Source organism: Vibrio marinisediminis, from assembly GCF_014050145.1.
GTDB classification, from domain to species: domain Bacteria; phylum Pseudomonadota; class Gammaproteobacteria; order Enterobacterales; family Vibrionaceae; genus Vibrio; species Vibrio marinisediminis.
On the sequence record NZ_JACFYF010000046.1, the window covers coordinates 1 to 926 of the forward strand.

Here is a 926-nt window from a genome sequence, read left to right on the forward strand (position 1 = left end):
AGCTGGAGTGACTACGCTAGCTGGGTCAAATTTCGCTTCGCCGGTATCAGCATCGGTGAGGGTTAGTACGCCCGAATCTGTCAGCACTGGATCGTTCTCATCTTCGGTCACGGCGCCAATTGCATCGCCTGAAATCACTGCGCTGTCGTTGACCCCGGTAATAGTTATAACGATGTCATGCGTGGTGCCATCAACCGAAGCCACGGTGAAGGTTTCGGTTTTTGTTTCGTCTTGAGCAAGGTACTGTACATCCGCGTTGTCGACGTTATACACCCAGTTACCATTCGCATCGATGGTCAGTGAGCCAAGTGCGCCAGCAGGCGTCACGACGCTAGCAGGATCGAACTTGGCTTCGCCGGTATCAGCATCGGTGAGGGTTAGTACGCCGGAATCAGTCAGCACTGGGTCGGTAGCATCTTCAGTCACCGCGCCAATTGCATCACCCGAAATTATGGCGCTGTCGTTAACCCCGGTAATAGTTATAACGATGTCATGCGTGGTGCCATCCACTGAGGTGACGGTGAAGGTTTCCACTTTTGCTTCGTCTTGAGCCAGGTACTGAACATCGGCATTATCTACGTTGTAAACCCAGTTACCATCTGCATCGATGGTTAAACTACCGAGTGCACTAGCCGGAGTGATGACACTGGCAGGGGCAAATTTCGTTTCGCCGCTGTCCGTATCAGTGAGGGTTAGAATACCGGAGTCGGTGAGGATGGGATCGCTCTTATCTTCGGTGACAGCGCCAATCGCATCACCAGAGATGACTGCGCTGTCGTTAACCCCGGTAATGGTGATGACGATGTCATGTGTCGTGCCATCGACTGAGGCGACGGTGAAGGTTTCCACTTTTGTTTCATTTTGAGCAAGGTACTGAACATCGGCATTATCGACGTTGTAAACCCAGTTACCATCCGCATCGATGG

The 926-nt window shown here is 52.2% G+C and carries 1 protein-coding gene; it reads right to left on the reverse strand.

The features are described 5' to 3' along the window. On the reverse strand, nt 1-926 hold a 926-nt coding region (locus H2O73_RS20260; protein WP_220457690.1), incomplete at both ends, for a VCBS domain-containing protein.